Source organism: Streptomyces synnematoformans, from assembly GCF_039531005.1.
GTDB lineage: Bacteria > Actinomycetota > Actinomycetes > Streptomycetales > Streptomycetaceae > Streptomyces > Streptomyces synnematoformans.
This window is the reverse complement of the sequence record NZ_BAAAPF010000136.1, coordinates 1-17,677: the sequence shown is the minus strand read 5'-3', so window position 1 is coordinate 17,677 and position 17,677 is coordinate 1. Positions and strand designations below refer to the sequence as shown.

16 protein-coding genes are annotated in these 17,677 nt (G+C 72.0%); 8 read left to right on the top strand and 8 right to left on the bottom strand.

What is annotated here, in order from left to right; translation table 11 throughout:
• Window positions 1-33 precede the first annotated feature (33 nt).
• The 3 genes from ABD317_RS20060 (at window position 34) to ABD317_RS20050 (ending at window position 2,140) form a co-directional block, all read left to right on the top strand.
• Window positions 34-687, top strand: coding sequence for a class I SAM-dependent methyltransferase (locus tag ABD317_RS20060; RefSeq protein WP_344291326.1), 654 nt, complete (start codon window positions 34-36; stop codon window positions 685-687).
• A 3-nt stretch (window positions 688-690) separates the two neighbouring features.
• Window positions 691-1,650: a DMT family transporter gene (locus ABD317_RS20055; RefSeq protein ID WP_344291325.1), complete on the top strand. Its 960-nt coding sequence runs from the start codon at window positions 691-693 to the stop codon at window positions 1,648-1,650.
• A 274-nt stretch (window positions 1,651-1,924) separates the two neighbouring features.
• The gene (locus tag ABD317_RS20050) at window positions 1,925-2,140 is read left to right on the top strand and encodes a Trm112 family protein (protein ID WP_344291324.1); all 216 of its coding nucleotides are present in this window, start codon (window positions 1,925-1,927) and stop codon (window positions 2,138-2,140) included.
• Here ABD317_RS20050 and ABD317_RS20045 read toward each other — a convergent pair.
• Window positions 2,112-3,281 (bottom strand): murein hydrolase activator EnvC family protein, encoded by a 1,170-nt coding sequence (locus ABD317_RS20045; protein ID WP_344291323.1) that lies wholly within the window; start codon window positions 3,279-3,281, stop codon window positions 2,112-2,114. The two genes, ABD317_RS20050 and ABD317_RS20045, sit on opposite strands and share 29 nt — an antisense overlap.
• Window positions 3,282-3,473: 192 nt before the next feature.
• Window positions 3,474-4,412 carry a carbohydrate ABC transporter permease gene (locus tag ABD317_RS20040; protein WP_344291322.1) on the bottom strand — a complete coding sequence of 313 codons (939 nt, stop codon included), beginning with the start codon at window positions 4,410-4,412 and terminating at the stop codon, window positions 3,474-3,476.
• Between the two features lie 140 nt (window positions 4,413-4,552).
• On the opposite strand from ABD317_RS20040, the gene ABD317_RS20035 reads away from it, so the two are divergent.
• Entirely contained in the window at window positions 4,553-5,743 is a 1,191-nt protein-coding gene (locus ABD317_RS20035; protein WP_344291321.1) for an RNA-guided endonuclease InsQ/TnpB family protein, read from the top strand.
• Window positions 5,744-5,775: 32 nt separating this feature from the next.
• Here the strand turns inward: ABD317_RS20035 and ABD317_RS20030 are convergent, their stop codons facing one another.
• The 6 genes from ABD317_RS20030 to ABD317_RS20005 form a co-directional block, all read right to left on the bottom strand.
• Window positions 5,776-6,729, bottom strand: coding sequence for a carbohydrate ABC transporter permease (locus ABD317_RS20030; RefSeq protein ID WP_344291320.1), 954 nt, complete (start codon window positions 6,727-6,729; stop codon window positions 5,776-5,778).
• A 199-nt stretch (window positions 6,730-6,928) separates the two neighbouring features.
• Window positions 6,929-8,185 (bottom strand): ABC transporter substrate-binding protein, encoded by a 1,257-nt coding sequence (locus tag ABD317_RS20025; RefSeq protein ID WP_344291319.1) that lies wholly within the window; start codon window positions 8,183-8,185, stop codon window positions 6,929-6,931.
• Window positions 8,186-9,059: 874 nt separating this feature from the next.
• Window positions 9,060-9,593: a DinB family protein gene (locus ABD317_RS20020; RefSeq protein ID WP_027755426.1), complete on the bottom strand. Its 534-nt coding sequence runs from the start codon at window positions 9,591-9,593 to the stop codon at window positions 9,060-9,062.
• Window positions 9,594-9,664: 71 nt separating this feature from the next.
• On the bottom strand, window positions 9,665-10,270 hold the full coding sequence (locus ABD317_RS20015; RefSeq protein ID WP_344291318.1) for a hypothetical protein: 606 nt from the start codon (window positions 10,268-10,270) through the stop codon (window positions 9,665-9,667).
• A 193-nt stretch (window positions 10,271-10,463) separates the two neighbouring features.
• Entirely contained in the window at window positions 10,464-11,492 is a 1,029-nt protein-coding gene (locus ABD317_RS20010; protein WP_344291317.1) for a LacI family DNA-binding transcriptional regulator, read from the bottom strand.
• The gene (locus ABD317_RS20005) at window positions 11,489-13,951 is read right to left on the bottom strand and encodes a glycoside hydrolase family 2 protein (RefSeq protein WP_344291316.1); all 2,463 of its coding nucleotides are present in this window, start codon (window positions 13,949-13,951) and stop codon (window positions 11,489-11,491) included. The genes ABD317_RS20010 and ABD317_RS20005 overlap by 4 nt, the downstream gene beginning before the upstream one ends.
• 194 nt (window positions 13,952-14,145) lie before the next feature.
• On the opposite strand from ABD317_RS20005, the gene ABD317_RS20000 reads away from it, so the two are divergent.
• The 4 genes from ABD317_RS20000 (at window position 14,146) to ABD317_RS19985 (ending at window position 17,645) form a co-directional block, all read left to right on the top strand.
• The gene (locus ABD317_RS20000; RefSeq protein WP_344291315.1) at window positions 14,146-15,465 is read left to right on the top strand and encodes an ABC transporter substrate-binding protein; all 1,320 of its coding nucleotides are present in this window, start codon (window positions 14,146-14,148) and stop codon (window positions 15,463-15,465) included.
• Complete coding sequence (locus ABD317_RS19995) at window positions 15,462-16,346, top strand: carbohydrate ABC transporter permease (protein WP_344291314.1); 885 nt, start codon at window positions 15,462-15,464, stop codon at window positions 16,344-16,346. Before ABD317_RS20000 ends, ABD317_RS19995 begins: the two co-directional genes overlap by 4 nt.
• Window positions 16,343-17,173, top strand: a complete 831-nt coding sequence (locus tag ABD317_RS19990) for an ABC transporter permease subunit (protein WP_027755433.1) — start codon at window positions 16,343-16,345, stop codon at window positions 17,171-17,173. Before ABD317_RS19995 ends, ABD317_RS19990 begins: the two co-directional genes overlap by 4 nt.
• A 130-nt stretch (window positions 17,174-17,303) precedes the next feature.
• Window positions 17,304-17,645: a hypothetical protein gene (locus ABD317_RS19985; RefSeq protein WP_344291313.1), complete on the top strand. Its 342-nt coding sequence runs from the start codon at window positions 17,304-17,306 to the stop codon at window positions 17,643-17,645.
• The last annotated feature ends 32 nt before the right edge of the window (window positions 17,646-17,677 follow it).

The window sequence follows — 17,677 nt, the reverse complement described above, 5'->3', positions numbered from 1 at the left end:
CCCGGGTCCGGCCGCCGGGCCGGGACGCGTACGGTGCCCGCGGTCGTGGTGGACGTCGGCTTCGGCTACGGCTCCGCCGCGGCCGTGCCCGCCGGGGTGCTCGACGGGCGCCGGGCCGGCGGGCAGCGCATCGTCGCCGTCGACTGGTCGCACGACGCGCTGCGCCGCGCCCGGGCCCGCACCCGCGAAGCGGCCCCCGGCACCCCGGTCTTCGTCGTACGCGGCGGCCTGCCGGACGGCGCCGCGCAGCCCGGCGGGCTGCCGCTGGCCGACGGCAGCGCGGACGCCGTGCTCTTCAGCGAGGTCGTGGAGCACCTGGTCGACCCGGACGCCGCGCTCGACGAACTGCGCCGCGTGCTGCGGCCCGGCGGCCACCTGCTGCTCTCCACGCCCAACCTCGCGGCCTGGTACAACCGCGCGCTGCTGCTGGCCGGCGTGCAGCCGGTGTTCTCCGAGGTGAGCCTGCGCGGCATCCACGGGCGGCCGGGCAGCCAGGTCGTCGGGCACCTGCGGCTGTATACGGCCCGGGCGCTCCGGGGCTTCCTGGCGGCCTCCGGCTTTACCGTGGAGAAGGTGGCCGGCGCGCCGTACCACGACGTGCCCCGGCCGCTGCGGCCGTTCGACCGCGTCGCCTGCCGGGCGCCGTCGCTGGCCTCGATCCTGCTCGTCCACGCCAGGCGGGAGTAGCCGATGTGGTGGGGGGTTGCCGCCGCACTGTTGGCGAACGTCTTCATCAGCTGCGGGTTCGTGCTGGAGAAGCGGGCGCTGTCGGCGCTGCCCGAGCTGAACGTGAAGCGGCCGGCCCGGATGGTGCGGGCGCTGGCGTCGAGCCCGCTGTGGCTGGCGGGCTGCCTCAGCCTGGGGCTCGGCTTCGCCGCCCAGCTGCTCTGCTACCGCACGCTGCCGCTGGCCGCCGCGCAGGGGATCCTGGTCTCCGGTCTGGTGCTGCTGATCCTGCTGTCGTCGCGGTACCTCGGCGAGCGGCTGAGCGCGCGCGAGCTGGCCGGGGTGGGCGCGATCCTGCTCTCGCTGGCGATGATCGTGCTGTCGCTGGACAGCACGGCCGACACGGTCAGCAAGTCGGCGCCGGCCGGGCGGTTCCTCCTGGTCGCGCTGCCGTCGCTGGCCGCGGGGCTGTGGCTGTACCTGGCGGCGGAGCTGCGCTCGCGGCGGCGGCACCGGATCCCGACCACGGGCATCGCGTACGGGGTCGGGGTGGGCTTCCTGTACGGGGTCAGCTCGCTGACCATCAAGGGCGTCTCGGGTCTGGTGTCGGGCTCGGACCCGCTCGGCACCGCGGGGGACCTGCTGGCCTCGCCGTACCCGTACACGCTGCTGTTCACCGGGGCGGCGGGGCTGGTGATGTCGCAGGCGGCGCTGCAGCGCTGCCGGGCCTCGCTGATCGTGCCGGTGTGCACGACGGCGAACTGCCTGCACGCCGTCGCCGCGGGCACGTTCGTGTTCGGCGAGCCGCTGCCGCACGACACGCCGCGGCTGCTGCTGCGGCTGGGCGGGATCGCGCTGGCGGTCTCCGTGCTGCTGGCGCTGCCGCGGCACGACGAGCCGGAGCCGGAGCGGCCAAAGCGGCAGCCCGCCGCCCTGCCGCCCGTCCCCGTACCGACCCCCCGACGTGGAGGACCCGTCCCTTGAATCCTCCCCCAGCCGAAGCAGGGGGATTCCTGGCTCACGTTGCCTGGCCGCCCTGCGGGCGCCCAGGTCTTCCACGATCGACACCAGCCGGGTTGAAACCAGCCCGGGTTCCTACTGCAAGAAAGGGTGATGCTGTGCTGGCTTGGCTCTCGCTCAGCGTGACTAACCGTACACGCTGCGGACGGGGTGGTGTCAACGGCGGTTCGCCTGGCAGTGAATCGCCGCTCGCTACCACGCTCCGCATCGGCCCGATCCCTCCCCGCGGAGGTACCAAGTGAACCCCGACGACCCGCTGCTGAAGATCCTCGTCTGCCCGCTCGACAAGGGCCCGCTGACCCTGCTCGACTCCGGCGACACGCTGTACAACCCGCGGCTGCGGCGCCGCTATCCGGTGCGCGACGGGGTCCCGCAGCTGCTGCCGTCCTCCGGCGAGCCGGTGTCGGACGAGGAGCACGAGCGGATCACCGGCGGTCTGCAGCCCCAGCCTTAGGGTCCGCCCCCTTCTCCGTCTTCTTCGCCGTCTTCTTCTCCGGCCCCTTGCCGACGCGTACGCCCTTGGCGCGCAGCCAGGGCTCCGGGTCGATCCCCGAGCCGAACTGCGGCGTCACCCGCACCTCGAAGTGCAGGTGCGGGCCCGTGGAGTTGCCGGTGGTGCCGGCGAGCCCGAGGTGCCCGCCGGGGAAGACCCGTTCGCCGGGCCGCACGCGGACCTCGGAGAGGTGGGCGTAGAAGGTGTAGTAGCCGTCGTCGTGCAGGACGGTGACGGAGTTGCCGAAGGCGTCGTCGCAGCCGATCCCGTACACCACCCCGTAGCCCACGCTGCCCACCGGCCTGCCCTCGTCGGCGGCGAAGTCCAGGCCGGTGTGGCGGGACGACCACATCCCGCCGGACTGGCCGAAGCGCGAGGTGAGGGTGTGCCCGGCGACCGGCGCCGTCCACCGGCGCCCCGCGAGCGCCTTGCCGTCCGCGCTGAGCGTCACGCCCTCGGCGCGCTCGCCGCGCGGGCAGTGGGCGCTGCGGGAGCGGGCGGCCTGCGCGGTCTGCAGCTTCTCCAGCCGGCCCTGGGCCCGCTCCAGCTTGCGCTCGATGACCCGCTTCACCCGCGCCTGCGTGCGCAGTTCGGTGCGCAGGTCGGCGAGCGCGACGGCGTGCCGGTCGCGTTCGGCCGCGAGCCGCCGCTCGGCCTGTTCGACGCGGTGGTAGAGGCCGGCCGCGGCCTGCTGGCCCTTGTCGAGCAGGAAGACCTTGTCGAGCAGTTCCTCGGGGGACCGGGAGAGCAGCAGCTGGGCGGTGGGGGCGAGGCCGCCGGACTGGTACTGGCGGGCCGCGAGCTGGCCGATCCGGCCGCGCAGCACGACGAGCCTGCGGTGCTGGGCGCGGACGGCCCGGTGCAGCTTCGCGACCTTCGCGCGCTGCGCCGCGGACGCCCGGCGGGCGGCCTCGTAGCGCTCGGTGGCCGCGGCGGCGTCCCGGAACAGCCGGTCGACGGTGCCGCGGACCGCGCGCACCCCGGCCTTGCCGTCCATGCCCGGGTCGGGGCGGCCGGCCGCGGGCAGGGCGCCGCCGGCCGGGTCGGCGAGGCGGCCGCACAGGACCGTGGCCGTTCCTGTTTGTGTGATAATTCGTCGCATGGGGCGAAGTTATCCGCGGTTGCGCGTGCCGAACCGCAGGAAACGCCGGGTACCGGTGTATATCGCCCGTCCGGCGCAGCCACCCCCTCCCGTACCCCGTCCGCCCGGCCGCGGTGCGCCGCACCCCGCCGGCCGGCGGTGCCGGCGGGCGGGGTGCGGGTCAGGGTACGGCCGCGGCGGCGGCCCGCGGGCCTACTTCACGGAGCCGGCCGTCAGCCCGGAGACGACGTGCCGCTCGATGAAGGCGAAGAGCACGACGACCGGGAGGATGGCGACCACCGAGGCCGCGAAGAGGTAATTCCATTCGACGGTGTAGTTGCCGATGAAGTTGTTGATACCGACGGTCAGCGGCTGCTTCTCCGGCTCGGTCATCAGCGTCAGGCCCATCACGAACTCGTTCCACGTCGCGATGAACGTGAAGATGAGCGCCGTGACCACGCCGGGCATGGCCAGCGGCAGCGTCACCCGGAACAGCGCGCCGAACCGCCCGGTGCCGTCCACCATCGCCGCCTCCTCCAGCTCCGCCGGGATGGAGGAGATGTAGGCGGTGAGGATCCAGACCGCGAAGGCGAGGTTGAACGCGCCGTTGGCCAGGATCAGCGTCCAGGTGGAGTTCAGCATCTCCAGCTGGTGGAACTGGCGGTAGAGGCCGATGAGCAGCGCGGTGGGCTGGAACATCTGGGTGACCAGCACCAGCAGCAGGAACGCCTTGCGCCCGCGGTAGCGCACCCGCGCGGTGTAGTAGGCGGCCGGCAGCGACACCAGCAGCACGAGCAGCGTGGCGCCGCCCGCGATCAGCAGGGTGACCTGCAGGTTGTCGCCGAGGGTGGACTCCTCCCAGACGTCGACGAGGTTCTTCCACTCGAAGGACGTGGGCAGGTACGTGCGGTCGCGCAGCTCGTCGGCGGGCCGCAGCGCGGTGATGATCATCTCCAGGTACGGCGCGATGAAGATGACCGCCAGCATCCAGGCGCTCGCGGCGATGACGAGGGTGCGCGGGCCGTACTTCCTACGCCGCTTGGCGGCGCCCTTGCCGCCGGCACCTTTGCCGTCGGCACCCTTGCCGCCGGCGTTCCCGGCCTTGTTGCCGGCAGGCCCGCCGGGTGTCCCTGAGGGCGCGGAGACCTTCATCGGAGACTCCTTGCGTGGAAACCCCCGGCTTCAGCCGGGGGAGGAAACGCATCCCGTGCCCGGAGCCGCGCAGCGGCGGAGCACGCTCCGCCAGCCGCCCAACGCGCTCCATTAACACGGGAACTGATAGAAAGTGAGCCATGACACAGCAGGTCAAGCGGGCTTTCAAGTGCCGCTTTTACCCCACGGACGAGCAGGCAGCGGAGCTGTCGCGCACGTTCGGCTGTGTCCGCCTCGTGTACAACAAGGCACTGGAAGAGCGCACCCGCGCCTGGTACGAGCAGCAGCGCCGCATCTCCTACGTACAGTCGTCGGCCGCGCTGACTCAGTGGAAGAAGACAGCGGAACTCGCCTTCCTCGCGGAGGTGTCCTCGGTGCCGCTTCAGCAGGCGCTGCGGCACCTGCAAGGGGCGTTCGGGAACTTCTTCGCCAGGCGGGCGAAGTACCCGCGCTTCAAGTCGCGGAAGAAGTCCCGCGCTTCGGCGGAGTACACGCGCTCCGGTTTCACGTGGCGCGACGGCCGTCTGACGCTGGCGAAGATACCGGAGCCGCTGGATATCCGCTGGTCGCGTCCCTTGCCACCGGGCAGTGAGCCGACCACGGTCACCGTCTCCCAAGACAGCGCAGGACGCTGGTTCGTCTCCCTGCTGTGTGACGACGACGTCCCGGCTCTGCCCGCTTCCGACAAGGCTGTCGGGATCGACGCCGGGCTGACTTCCCTGGCGACGCTGTCCACCGGGGAGAAGATCGCCAACCCCCGGTACGAGCGCAAGGACCGTGCCCGGCTGGCGAAGGCGCAGCGGGAGCTGTCCCGCAAGGCGAAGGGCTCGCACAACCGGGAGAAGGCCAGGCGGAAGGTCGCCCGCGTCCACGCACGGATCACCGACCGGCGCCGCGACTTCCTCCACAAGCTGACCACTCGGCTCGTCCGTGAGAACCAAACGGTCGTGATCGAGGACCTCACCGTCCGCAACCTCGTCAAGAACCACTCGCTTGCGCGGGCGATCAGTGACGCGGCCTGGACACGGCTGCGCTCCATGCTGGAGTACAAGTGCGCCTGGTACGGGCGCGAACTCGTCGTGGTAGACCGCTGGTTCCCCTCCAGCAAGCTGTGCGGGGCCTGCGGCACCATCGCGGCGAAGATGCCGCTCAACGTCCGCACCTGGACGTGCGACTGCGGCGCCACGCACGACCGCGACGTGAACGCGGCACGCACCGTCAAGGCGGCCGGGCTGGCCGTCTCGGCCTGTGGAGGCGGTGTAAGACCTCAACGGGAGAACTCCCGGACGGGGCAACTGCCTGCGAAGCAGGAAGCCCTCACTGCGAAGTGAGGAACCCCCCGCCATCAGGCGGGAGGAGGAAGTCAAGCGTCCTCCTTGTTCCAGCGGCTGACCTTGAGGAAGATCAGGACGAGTACGACGACCATCGCGAAGTTGACCACGGACATCGCGGCGGACTCGCCGATGTCGGTGCTCTTGAGCTGGTACATGAACACCGTGGTCGTGGCGGTGTCGCTACCGGGCCCGCCCTGCGTCATGCCCCAGATGATGGGGAACGAGTTGAAGACGTTGATGAGGTTGATGACGAAGCCGACGAGGAACGCCGGCCGCAGCAGCGGCACGGTCACCCGCCAGTAGGTCTGGCGGGCGTTGGCGCCGTCGATGCGCGCGGCCTCGTACACCTCGTGCGGGATGGTCTGCAGCCCGGCCAGCAGCGTGTACGTGGTGAACGGCAGCGAGACGAAGACCGCGACGAACATCATCCACGGCCAGGCGGTCGCGGGGTCGCCGAGCCAGTCCTTCGGCCCGTCGATCAGACCGAGGTCGGTCATCAGGGTGTTGAGCACGCCGGCGGTCTGGTCGAGCATCCAGCGGAAGCCGATGGCGGTCATCAGCACGGAGGCGGCCCACGGCGCGATGAGCGCCCAGCGGGTCACGGTCCGGCCCGGGAACGGCTTGTTGAACAGCTGGGCGAGGCCGAGGGAGACGAGCATGGTGACGCCGACGACGGCGACGGTCCATACCACTGTCATCGTCAGCACGCTGCCGAAGCCGGACTCGTCGAAGAGCTGGCGGTACTTCTCGGTGCCGGCCGAGCCGCGGACGAAGCCGCTGATGCTGACGTTGAGGAACGAGGTGCGGATCAGTTCGTAGATGGGCCACAGGACCACCACGACGATCAGCAGGACGGCGGGGCCGATCCAGGGCAGCGGGCCGAGCCGGGCGATGCCGCCGCGACGGCGGCGCTGCGGCCCGGTCTTCCGCCCGCCGGGCCCGGGGCCGGTACCGGCCGCGGGCTCCTTGACCGTGACGGGCACGGGGGGACTCCTTGCGTACGGCGGCTGAGGGGACCGCACTCGGGGCTACGGGGGGCGCGGCGGCGCGCGGAGTGCGCGCGGCGTGCTGCGGGCACGGGGCGCCGAGGTGCCGGCGCGGTGCGGGACGGGGCGGGCCGCCGCGGGCCGCGGCGGCCCGCCCGGTACGGTCACCGGGGCCGGCCGGAACCCGTGCCGGGGGTCACTCGCCCATGTCGGCGGCGGTGTCCTCGGCCTTCTGCTGCAGTTCGCCCAGGACGTCGCCCGGGTCGTCGGACACGGCCTTGCCGCCCGACTTCTTGATCTCCGCGGAGACCACGTCCCAGCTGGTGTTGCCCAGCGGGTAGAACTCGGCGGACGGCAGCACCTCGAAGAACGGCTCCAGGTCCTTGTGCTTGCCGTTCGACTGCATCTCCTCAAGGGTGTCGGTGGTCACCGGCATGAGGTTGTACATCTCGTCGAACTTCAGCGTGTTCTCCTTGGCGTACGCGAAGTCCAGGAACTTCTTGATCTCCTCCTGCTTGCCGCCGTCCTTGAACGCCATCATCCAGTCGGCGACTCCGAGGGTGGAGTCCAGCGGGCCGTCCTTGCCGGGGATCGGGGCGACCTCGTAGTCGACGCCGCCGTCCTTGGCCATCTGGATGAGGGTCGGGTGGCCGTTGAGCATGCCCACCTTGCCGGCGGCGAAGTCGGCGAAGGCCGTCTTGCGGTCGGTGGTGGCGGGGTTGTCGTAAGTCAGGCCCGGGTCGACCAGGTTCTCCCGCAGCCACTCGAACGTCTCGACGTTCTGCTCGCTGTCGAGGGTGTAGTTGCCCTCGGCGTCGGTGTAGCCGCCGCCGTTGCCCAACTCCCAGATCATCGACTCGCCCTGGGCCTCCTCCGGGCCGAGCGGCAGCGCGTAGGGGATCTCGGCGGCCTTCTCGTCCTTGATCTTCTGGGCCGCGGCGGCGACGTCGTCCCAGGTCTGCGGAACGTCCACGCCGGCCTTGTCGAGGACTTCCTTGTTGTAGAACATCAGCCGCGCCGAGGAGACGAACGGGATGCCGTACTGGGTGCCGTCGACCTCGCCCGCCTTGGCGAACGACTCGATGAGGTTCGACTTCGTCTTCGGCGAGAGCACCTCGTCGGCCTCGTACAGCAGGTCGTCGGCGACCTTGTCCGCGTAGCCGCCGGTCTGCAGGATGTCCGGGACGTTCCCGCCCTGGATCATCGTCTTGACCTTGGTGTCGATGTCGTTCCAGTTGATCACCTGGACATCGACCTTGATGTCCTTGTTCTTCGCCTCGAAGCGCTTGACGACGTCGTCCCAGTAGACCTTGGACGCGTTCGACGCCTTGTCGCCGTAGTCAGCCGCAACCAGCTTGATGGTGGTCGTGCCGTCTTCCGAACCGCCCCCGTCGTCACCGCATGCCGCAAGCCCCAGTACCAGCGCAGAGGCCGCTGCGCCGGCACTGATCAACCGTACTGTCCTCACTGTTGAACCCCTTTGTCCTCGGCGCTGGTTTACGACCAGATGAAGATCATCCAGCGTGCGCTGGGCGTCAGCCTACCGACGGGCGCCTCTCCCGAACAGGTCTAGGCCACTGCCGTGACCTGGCTGCAATCAGGCGCTTCCGAACGCTTCCGTTCCGCTTCCGGCGGTCACGCGCGGTAGTCACCGGGAGGGGCCTGAGCGCGGCGCGTGCGGCGCAGGCAGGGTGGCCGCCGTCACCCCCTCCCCACCGCCGCAGGGCGCGCGAGAGCCGAGGTAGCCGTGGCTGGAATCGACGGTGCCGCCAGCGGCCCGCTGCCGCGTACGGGCCGCTGGTGCACCCGCGGCACGGCCTCGCCCGACCTACGTACGGTGACGAGAACGGGCGGGCGGCCGAGGGCGCGGAGTGGCAGACGGTCGTGGTGGACGAGACCACCGGCGAACACGGTCGCGCCGGGCGGCTCGCCCGGCTCCCGCCGGACCGGCTCGGTCCGCGGCGGAGGGAACGCGTCCGGGCGGATGAGAACGGCGGGCCGGGCCAGGGGAGGAACCGACCCGCCGCGTCCAATCCGGGGACAGCGACCCCGCCGCACCCCCCGCCCCCCGCCGGGGGGTGCTCAGCGGTCGAAGGACCCCGCCCGGGGACCCGGGGACGATGCGCCCTCGGAGAACCCCGGCGCTCCAGCGGGCCCCACGCTGCAAGGGGGGCGAAGCCCCGGAAAACCCCTCAACGTTCAAGCGGGACCCTCACGTCGCAAGGGGGACCCGAGAGCGAAAGCCCCCGGGGAAAAACCCCCTCAGCGCTCAAACGGGACCCCCACGTCGCAAGGGGGTCCGGGGGCGAAGCCCCCGGGAAAACCCCTCAGCGCTGCAGCGGTGCCCCCACGTCGTGCAGGTGGTGCACCACGTCGTGGACGACGTACCGGACGAAGCTGTCGACGGTGAACACCGCACCGTCGCTGCGCGACCCCCGGCGCTCCCACTGCGCGCCGTCGACCTCGTCGATGTGCTCGGCGAACGTCTCGCCCCAGGCGGCCAGTTCGTCGGCGACCTGCCGCGGGTCCTGCTCGCCGTACCGGTCCTCGACGGCGGTCGCGTCCTGGTCCCAGTTGGGGAACCGCGCGCCGTCCTCGGCGAGCATCAGGCGCATCCGCTCGTCGCACCGCCGGAACACGTCGCGGGCGTGGCAGCCGTACTCCAGCGGCGACCAGACGTCGGGCCGGGGCCGGGCGCGCAGCCGCTCCGGCTCGTCGGCCAGGACCTGCGCCCAGCGCGCGACGCTCTGCCGCACCAGCCCGGGAACGTCCTGCGCGCGGGTCTCCGCCGCCGCGAACCCGCATGCGGGACAGGGGCGGTCCAGAACCCAGGTCCAGTCCTTGGTGTCCGGTGTGATCATGCCGTCCAGTCTCGCCGCCGAAGACTGTGCAGCACCAGCGAGAATTCGTTGAAGTCACCGGTAAGCACTGCTTAATCGACGGTCCACCGCTGCAGCAGCCCCCAGGCGAACTCGGCCGTGCACGCGCGCGGTTCGCCGCCCTCGTCCGGGACGGTGCAGGCGAGCGCGAAGCGGTGGGCGGCGGAGCCCTCGCGCGGCCGCGCGGGCGGGAACGCGCGCGCCGCCTCCGCGACGGTGCAGCCCCACGGCGCCAGGTCCGCGAGCGCCGGCAGCCCGGGGCCGGGGGCGCCGGCGGCGCGTACCAGCCAGGCGTTCAGCGCCACGCCGCCCACCCCGCAGCTCGCCTCGAACCGCAGGTCCGGCCAGAGCGGCACCCGCCAGACGTGCACGTCCCCCGCCGTGTCGCCGTGCGCCCGCCGCGCCACCGACTCGGCGGGCCCGAGCAGCGCGGCGAAGTCCCGGTCCCGCGCGGCGCCCGGGGCCCCGCCGCCGCGGGCGCGCAGCCGGCCCTGCCAGCGGCGGTTCGCCGCGCGCATGGCCGTACGCGGCACGCCGAGGGTGCGCAGCGCGTCCGCGACCAGCCCGGGCTGGAAGTCCTGCATGCGGCGCAGCAGAACGAGCTGGAACTGCACCGGACCGGGCGGCGGGGCGGGGTCGTCGTCGAGCAGGGAGCGCATCGGCCCATTGTGGCGCCGGGCGGTACGGGGCCGCAGCGTCTGGTCGGCGAAGGGCCGCGCCCCATCCTCCGCAGGCGCGACACCGCCTCGCCGCACACCCGCGGCGGGATGTGGCCCGGGCGTCCGCCGGTTCGCGATGTCGTGCGGCGCAGGAGCGCGGGTCGCCACCCGGTGCGGTGCGCGGCCGCCGCGCTTATGGCGGGCCCGTGGAGCCGCGCGGGGTGAGGGCCGGGGTCGGCACCGGGCGCGACTCGGCCGTCCCGGTGGCCAGCACGGTGAACAGCGCCCGCGCCACCTCGGCACCGAAGCCGTGCACGTCGTGGCTCATCGCGGAGAGCGTCGGGTGGGTGAGCCGGCACAGCTGGGAGTCGTCCCAGGCGAGCAGCGACAGGTCCGCCGGCACCGACAGGCCCATCTCGGCGGCGACCGACAGGCCGGCGACGGCCATGATGTCGTTGTCGTACAGGATCGCCGTGGGCCGCTCCGCGGACGCCAGCAGGGTGCGGGTGGCGCGGGCGCCGTCCTCGCCGGAGAACCCGGTGGCCGGCTGCGGGCCCTCGGCCAGGCCGAGTTCGCGGACGGCGGCCGCGAAGGCGGCGGTGCGGATCGCGCTGTGGCCCAGCTCCGCGGCGCCGCCCACGTGGGCGATGCGCCGGTGGCCGAGGGCGGCCAGATAGCGCACGGCCTCCGTGACGGCGGTGGCGTCGTCCGTCCACAGCGACGGAAGGCCGCCGGTCAGCGAGGGGTGGCCGACGGCGACCACCGGCATGCCGAGCGCGCCGACGGCCGCCACCCGCGGGTCCTCGGTGCGGAAGTCCACCAGGATCGACCCGGCGACCTGCTTGGACTTCCACCACCGCTCCTGCAGCGCCACCTCCTCGTCCAGGTCCCGGACCAGGCGCAGCAGCAGCGAGCAGGACTGCTCGGCGAGCACGCTCTCGATGCCGGAGATGAACTCCATGAACCACGGCTCCAGGCCGAGCAGCCGGGCCGGGCGGCAGATCGCCAGGCCCACGGCGTCGACCCGGGAGCTGGACAGCGAGCGCGCGGCGAGGTTCGGCGCCCAGCCCAGCTCGCGGGCGGCGGCGAAGATGCGGTCGCGGGTGGCGTCGGCGAGGCCGGGGCGGTTGTTGAAGGCCAGCGAGACGGCCCCCTTGGAGACCCCGGCGCGGGCGGCGACGTCCTTGATCGTCACCTTGGCCGGCGGGCCGTCGACGCTCACGCCGGCTCCACGCAGAAGAGCGCGGCGCGCACGGCGGCGACGGCGGGGTCGGCTCCCTCCCGCGCCCCGGGCGCGGGCGCGGACCAGCCGCGCACGGCGATGGTCGCGCGCTCGCCGGGCAGCAGCGTCAGCAGGCCCCGGTCGGCCGTGGCGGCCGGGTCGAGCCGGTCGGGCTGCAGCAGCAGGTCTCGTACGAAGGTGTGGGCGGTGACCACGACGTCGACCCTATCCGGGTCCGCGGCCCCGGCGCGTACCACCGCCACGCCGAAGTCCGGACGCGGGTACGCGAAGTCCTTGTCCCGTACCGGAAAGTGCAGCGCCCGCAGCCCGTCCGCCTCGGCGACCAGCAGCTCCTTCGCGGACGCGGCGGACGGCGGCAGCCCGTCCGGCACCGGCACGACGGCCACCGCCCGCGGCCCGGCCGCGAACAGCACCTCCGCCCGCGCGACGACGCCGCCGTCGACCGCCGTGCGGCGCAGCACGAGGGTGCCGGACCAGGGCTCGGCGCCCTGGTTGACGACGGCCACCGCCAGACCGCCGCCCTCCTCTTCGCGTACGGTCAGCAGCCGGTCGGCGTAGAGCCGGCGCAGCTCGTGGTAGAGCGGCTTGAGGCGGCCGTCGCCGTCGACGGCGGACCAGGAGGTGACCGGCCAGCAGTCGTTCAGCTGCCAGACGACGGTGCCCGCGCACACCGGCCAGTGGGACCGCCAGTGCTCGATGCCGGCGGCGATGGCACGCGCCTGGTTGACCTGCATGAGGTAGTGCCAGCGGGCGAAGTCGGCGGTCCCGTCCGGGACGGCGAAATGCCGGGCGAGGCCGCGCTCCAGCTTGCCGTTGCCGTCGTCGGCCTTCTGGTGGTGGAGCATGGCGGGCGAGGCCGCGGCGAGCTGCGGCCCTTCGCCCAGCGCGCGGCGCAGCGTGGCCCAGGCGGGCGGCGCCTGCCAGCCGAACTCGGCGACGAAGCGGGGGACGGCGGCGCGGTAGTCGGTGTAGTCGGCGCGGTTCCACACCTCCCAGTCGTGGTGGTTGCCGTGCGCGGGGTCGTTGGGGTGGTGCGCCCAGGAGCCGGACCAGGGGCTGCCGGCCCAGTACGGGCGGGTGGGGTCCAGCTCGGCGACGACCCGCGGGAGCACGCCGAGGTAGTAGCCCTCGCCCCAGGAGTCGCCGGCCAGCGCCTCCTCCCACTCCCAGTCGCGGAACCCCCACAGGTTCTCGTTGTTGCCGCACCACAGCACCAGCGACGGGTGCGGCATGAGGCGGACGACGTTGTCGCGGGCCTCCGCCTCGACCTCGCCGCGCAGCGGCTGGTCCTCGGGGTAGGCGGCGCAGGCGAAGGGGAAGTCCTGCCAGACCAGCAGGCCGAGTTCGTCGCAGGCGGCGTAGAAGTCGTCGCTCTCGTAGATGCCGCCGCCCCACACGCGGACGAGGTCGACGCCCGCGTCCGCCGCCTGCCGCAACCGCTCGCGGTAGCGGGCGGGGGTGAGGCGGGCGGGCAGGGCGTCGTCGGGGATCCAGTTGACGCCGCGGGCGAAGAGGGGTTCGCCGTTGACGACGAGGGTGAAGCGGGAGCCGTGGGCGTCGGCGCCGGTGTCGAGGTGGACGGTGCGGAAGCCGACGCGGCGGGTCCAGGAGTCCAGGGGCGGGGCGGCGGCGGAGGTGCCGTCGTGGAGGGTGACGTCCAGCGCGTAGAGGGGCTGGCCGCCGTAGCCGCGGGGCCACCACAGCTCGGGGCGGGCGAGGGTCAGTTCGACGGTGCCTTCCGTGCCCGGCAGCGCCGCCGTCGCCTCGGCGCCGCCGACGCGGGCGCGGACGGTGAGCGGGCGGTGCGCGCCCGCGGGGGTGCGCTCGACGTCGAGGCGTACCTCGACGCGGCCGGTGCCGTCGGCGTCGACCGTCACCAGGGGGCGCACCCGGGCCAGCCGCGCCGTGCTCCAGCGCTCCAGCCGGGCGGGGCGCCAGATGCCGGCGGTGACCAGCGTCGGGCCCCAGTCCCAGCCGAAGGAGCAGGCCATCTTGCGGATGAACGGGAAGGGTTCGGGATACGCGTTGGGCCGGTCGCCGGTCCGCGCGCGTACCGCACCGGCCTCGGCGTAGGCGGAGGTGAAGGCCACGGCGAGGGGGCCGGAGCGGCCGGTGACGTCGAAGCGGTGGCCGCGGTGCATGTTGCGGACGGCGCCCAGCGGTTCGCCGGCGAGCCGGATCACGGCGGCGGTGTCGAGGCCGTCGAAGACGAGGTCGGTGCGCTCGTGCAGCCCGTCGTAGGCGGCGATCTCCGTCTCGTACGTCCAGTCCCGCCGGCCGACCCAGGCGACGTCGGCCTCGTTGGTGCCGAGGTACGGGTCGGGGATGGCGCCGGCGGCCAGCAGGTCCGTGTGGACGCAGCCCGGCACCTGCGCGGGCAACCGGTCCCTGCCGTGCCGCAGGGTCCAGCCCTCGGTGAGCGGGGTGACGTCCTTCATGGGTGCTCCAATCTCGGGTCTCGCGCCAACGTAGCCGCCCCTCCGACCTCTGTCCATAAACCGGTCAAGTTCTTTCTGTGTCGGAAAGGTTGACGTCACTCCCACCCTGCGGGAAGGTTCCTCGTCAAGAAAAGGGGCCTTCACTCAACCGGTTAAGAACCACGGGCCGGGCCAAAAGAACGGAGATGGTGACGATGAAGGGAAGGGCGCTCGCCGGTGCGCTGCTGGCCGCCGCACTCGCGACGACGGCCGGCTGCACGGGCAGTGGAGCCTCGTCGGAGAAGAAGGAGGCGAAGGCCGTCGACGACCCGGACAAGGTCTCCGGCACGATCGAGGTGATCACCCACCGCACCGACCTCGTCGAGGACGGCACGATGGACGAGTACGCGGCCGAGTTCCGTCGGACCTACCCCAACGTCAAGGTCGAGTTCGACGGGGTCACCGACTACGAGGGCGAAGTCAAGACCCGGATGAACTCGGACGACTACGGCGACGTGCTCATGATCCCGGGCACCGTGAAGAAGAACGACTACCCGCGGTTCTTCGCCTCGCTGGGCAAGCAGACGGAGCGCAGCAGGAAGTTCCGCTTCACCGACTACTCCACGGTCGACGGCGAGGTCTACGGCCTCAGCATCTACGGCAGCATCCCCGGCTTCGTCTACAACAAGCGCGTCTGGGAGGAAGCCGGCGTCACCGACTGGCCCACCACGCCGGCGGAGTTCCTCGACGGTCTGAAGGCCGTCAAGGACCGGACCGACGCCGTCCCGTACTACACGAACTTCAAGGACGGCTGGCCGCTGGCCCAGTGGTGGCCCGCCCACTCCTCCGCCAGCTGCGACGAGCAGGCGGACGTCCAGGTGGTCGAGGGCGACCCCTTCGCCGAGGGCGGCACCGTACGCACCGTGGACACCCTCCTGTACGACATCGTGGACCGCGGTTTGGCGGAGAAGGACCCGACCACCACCAACTGGGAGGGCTCCAAGCCGAAGATCGCCAAGGGCGAGGTCGCCACGATGTTCCTCGGCTCCTGGGCCGTCGTCCAGATGCGCGACGCCGCCGAGCAGGCCGGCGCCGACCCGGACGACATCGGCTTCATGCCGTTCCCGCACCAGGTCGACGGCACGTTCTGCGCCGGCCTCTCCCCCGACTACCAGCAGGCCGTGAGCATCCACTCCGAGCACAAGGAGGCCGCGCGCGCCTGGGTCGACTGGTTCGCGGAGAAGTCCGGCTACGCCGAGGACAACATGAACGTCTCCACCCTGCGCGACGCCCCGCTGCCCGGCGTGCTCGCCGAGTACGAGAAGCGGAACGTCGAGCTCATGGAGCTGGACCAGTCCCGGGGCGCGGAGATGAAGGAGCTGGACGACGCCTCGGAGGTCGGCATCGACGACCCCGACTACCGCCAGGAGCTGGTCGACATCGCCCGCGGCGCCAGGGACGGCAGCCCGGACAAGCTGTTCGCGGACCTCTCGGAGCGCTGGACGGGCGCCGCGGAGGAGCTGGGTTACCGGTGAGTGCGCTGAGGCGCCGGCTGCGGGGCGGCGTGGTGCCGTGGCTGTTCCTCGCCGCCCCGCTGGCGCTGCTGATCACGTTCACGTACGCGCCCGTCGCCAACATGGTCGCGTACAGCTTCACCGACTGGGACGGGCTGAGCCCGGAGCTGAACTACGTCGGCGCGGAGAACTACCGCGACCTCTTCACCCGCTCCGAGCTGTTCGAGGTCTTCTTCGTCAGCGGCTACTACCTCGCCGCCTCGGCCGTGCAGATCGTGCTGGCGCTGTACTTCGCGACCGTGCTCAGCTTCAACGTCCGCTTCCGCAACCTCTTCAAGGGCATCCTGTTCTTCCCGTACCTCGTCAACGGCGTCGCCATCGGCTTCGTCTTCCTCTACTTCTTCCAGGACGGCGGCACCCTCGACGCGCTGTTCGGCCTCTTCGGCGACGAGCCCGACCGCGCCTGGCTCGGCGACTCCGCCTCCGCCAACACCTCGCTCGCCGGAGTGTCGGTCTGGCGCTTCATGGGCCTGAACTTCGTGCTCTTCCTCGGCGCGATCCAGTCCATCCCCGGCGAGCTGTACGAGGCCGCCGAGTTGGACGGCGCGAACCGCTGGCAGCAGTTCCGGCACATCATCGCGCCCGGCATCCGGCCGGTGATCAGCCTCAGCGTGATCCTGGCGATCTCCGGCTCGCTGGCGGTCTTCGAGATCCCGTACATCATGACGGGCGGCGCGACCGGCACCGAGACCTTCGTGATCCAGACGGTGGACCTGGCGTTCAAGTTCAACAAGACCGGGCTGGCCTCGGCGGCGGCCGTCGTGCTGCTGCTGATCGTGCTCGCGGTGACCTGGGTGCAGCGGGCGCTCGTGCCGGACGACAAGGCGGGGGACCTCGTATGAGAACGGCCGTCGTCTCGCGCACGCTGACGTATCTGTCGCTGGTCCTGGCCGCCGTGGTCGTGGTGCTGCCGCTGCTGGTGGTCTTCCTCACCTCGCTGAAGACCCCGGAGGAGATGGCCGGCGACGGCGGGGCGCTCTCGCTGCCCGGCAACCTGCTCAACTTCGACAACTACGCGACGGCCTTCGAGGACGGCCGGATGCTCTCGGCGTTCGCCAACACCGCGGTCATCCTGGTCTTCGCGATCGCCGGCACGGTCGTCATCGGCTCGATGACGGCGTACGCCGTCGACCGCTTCCGGTTCCGGTTCCGGAAGCTGGTGGTGGGGCTCTTCCTGGTCGCGGCCATGGTGCCCGGGGTGACCACCCAGGTGGCGACGTTCCAGATCGTCGACAGCTTCGGGATGGTCAACACCCGGCTGGCGCCCATCGTGCTCTACATGGGCACGGACATCGTCTCGATCTACATCTTCCTGCAGTTCATCCGGTCCATCCCGATCTCGCTCGACGAGTCCGCGCGGCTGGAGGGCGCCAACTCGTTCACGATCTACCGGAAGATCATCTTTCCGCTGCTCAAGCCGGCCATCGCGACGGTCGTCATCGTCAAGGGCGTCACGGTCTACAACGACTTCTACATCCCCTTCCTCTACATGCCCTCCGACGACCTCGGGACGATGTCCACCGCCCTGTTCCGCTTCAAGGGCCCGTACGGGGCGCACTGGGAGACGATCTCCGCCGGCACGATCCTGGTCATCCTGCCGACACTCGCCGTCTTCCTGTTCCTCCAGCGCTACATCTACAACGGGTTCATGAGGGGGGCGACGAAGTGAGCTGACCCCCCGCCGATGAGTTCGGGCGGCGCGGGCGGTCCACAGAACCGACGGCAGCGGATCCTTGCGGACAGGATCTGTCCGCAAGGCTCCGTACCGTCGGGGGACACGCTCGACCACCGGAGGGGACATGAACGCCATGAACGGCCTCGCGACGGCGCTGGTACTGGCCGTCGCGTCCGCCGCCGCGTACGCGGGGGCCGCCGTGCTGCAGGAGCAGGTCGCGGGGGCGGGCCGGGAGCGCGGCGCCGGGGTGTGGGCGGCGCTCACGCGGGGCTCGTGGTGGCTGTCGGTCGCGCTGAACGCCGCGGGCGCCGCGCTGCACGTACTCGCGCTGCGGTACGGGCCGCTGACCCTGATACAGCCGCTCGGCGCCCTCACCCTCGTCCTCGCGCTGCCGCTGCAGGCCACCCTGCGGCGCCGCGCGGGCGCCGCCGGGTCGGCGCGGCGCAGTGGCGGGGTGCGGGGCTGACGGTGGGGGGCCTGGCGGGGGTGCTGGTGCTG